Genomic DNA, 259 nt, shown 5'->3' with positions numbered 1-259 from the left:
GCCGGCCTGTTCGACCTGATCCACTCGCTGTACGGCCTGCGGGTCGAAGCCGACAGCGCCCCGGTCTGGCATCCGGACGTGCGTTTCTACCGGCTGGTCGATGCCGATGGCGCGCTGGTCGGCCAGTTCTACCTGGACCTCTACGCCCGCGAAGGCAAGCGCGGCGGCGCCTGGATGGACGACTGCCGCAACCGCCGCGACCGCGTCGATGGCGTGCAGACTCCGCTGGTCTACCTGGTGTGCAATTTCGGTCGCGGCA

1 protein-coding gene is annotated in these 259 nt (G+C 68.7%); it reads left to right on the top strand.

Annotation, left to right across the window (positions count from 1 at the left end; translation table 11 throughout):
* The coding region (locus tag SB822_RS58600) for a M3 family metallopeptidase (protein WP_410859308.1) at window positions 1-259 on the top strand (259 nt) is incomplete at both ends.

It is taken from the genome of Paraburkholderia sp. SIMBA_054, from assembly GCF_046534875.1.
Lineage (GTDB): Bacteria > Pseudomonadota > Gammaproteobacteria > Burkholderiales > Burkholderiaceae > Paraburkholderia > Paraburkholderia hospita.
This window is presented reverse-complemented; position numbering and strand designations above follow the sequence as displayed.